Source organism: Streptomyces sp. NPDC059909 (assembly GCF_042730885.1).
Lineage (GTDB): Bacteria > Actinomycetota > Actinomycetes > Streptomycetales > Streptomycetaceae > Streptomyces.
Genome location: NZ_JBHWKX010000251.1, coordinates 455 through 1,169, shown reverse-complemented (window position 1 = coordinate 1,169; position 715 = coordinate 455). Strand labels below are relative to the sequence as shown.

The 715-nt window shown below is 74.8% G+C and carries 1 pseudogene; it reads right to left on the bottom strand.

From position 1 onward, the window contains the following. Nucleotides 1-600, bottom strand: a pseudogene (locus ACFV9O_RS40615) (AAA family ATPase); the annotation flags it as partial. Nucleotides 601-715 lie beyond the last annotated feature (115 nt).

Sequence of the window (715 nt, the reverse complement as noted above, 5' to 3'; positions counted from 1 at the left end):
GTCCGAACGGTGGGCACCGAGGGAGGCGACGAAGGCCGACTGGTCGTCCAGCGCCGCGTGCCCCTCCAGCCCGTCGGCGGTGAAGACCTCGTCCCAGTAGTCGCTGATCCGGCCGCCGCTCCACCGGTACCTGCGGCGGCTGGCCAGGCCCATCGGCTGGGCGTGGGTGGCTGCGAAGAAGGGCTCGGCGGCGGGGGAGCGCCAGTCGGTCAGCAGGCGGTTCCCGTCACCGTCGGTCAGGCCGAGCCGGCCGATGTACACGGGCTCGGGGTCGTCCTCGCGGACGAAGTGGCCGAGGCACAGGTCGAGGCCGAAGCGGTTCAGGGTCCGCAGGCGAGCGGTGAGGCGGTGGACCTCCGTGTCCCGGTCCATCGCGGCGCGGCCGGCCCCGCCGGGGGAGCGGAGGGCGGTGTGGAGGCTCGCCGTCAGCTCGGCGGCCGAGCGTGCGAGGGCGGCCGAGACGGCCGCGAAGTGCCGCTCGTCGCGGGCGGTCAGCGCCGGGTCGGCCTTGGCGGCGAGGCGGTCGGGGAGGGCGAACGCCGTGGCGGCGGCCGGGGACGCGGCGGGAGGACCGGACAAAGGGGTGGGCACTGCGTGCATCACTCGTTTCGGCGGGAACGGGAACGGCCCGTGATTCTGCCCCGCACAGGGGGCCTTGCCGCAAGGGCCCCCGTGCGCTATAGGTTGAGAGTGGCAAGGAGCGTGGACACGCTCG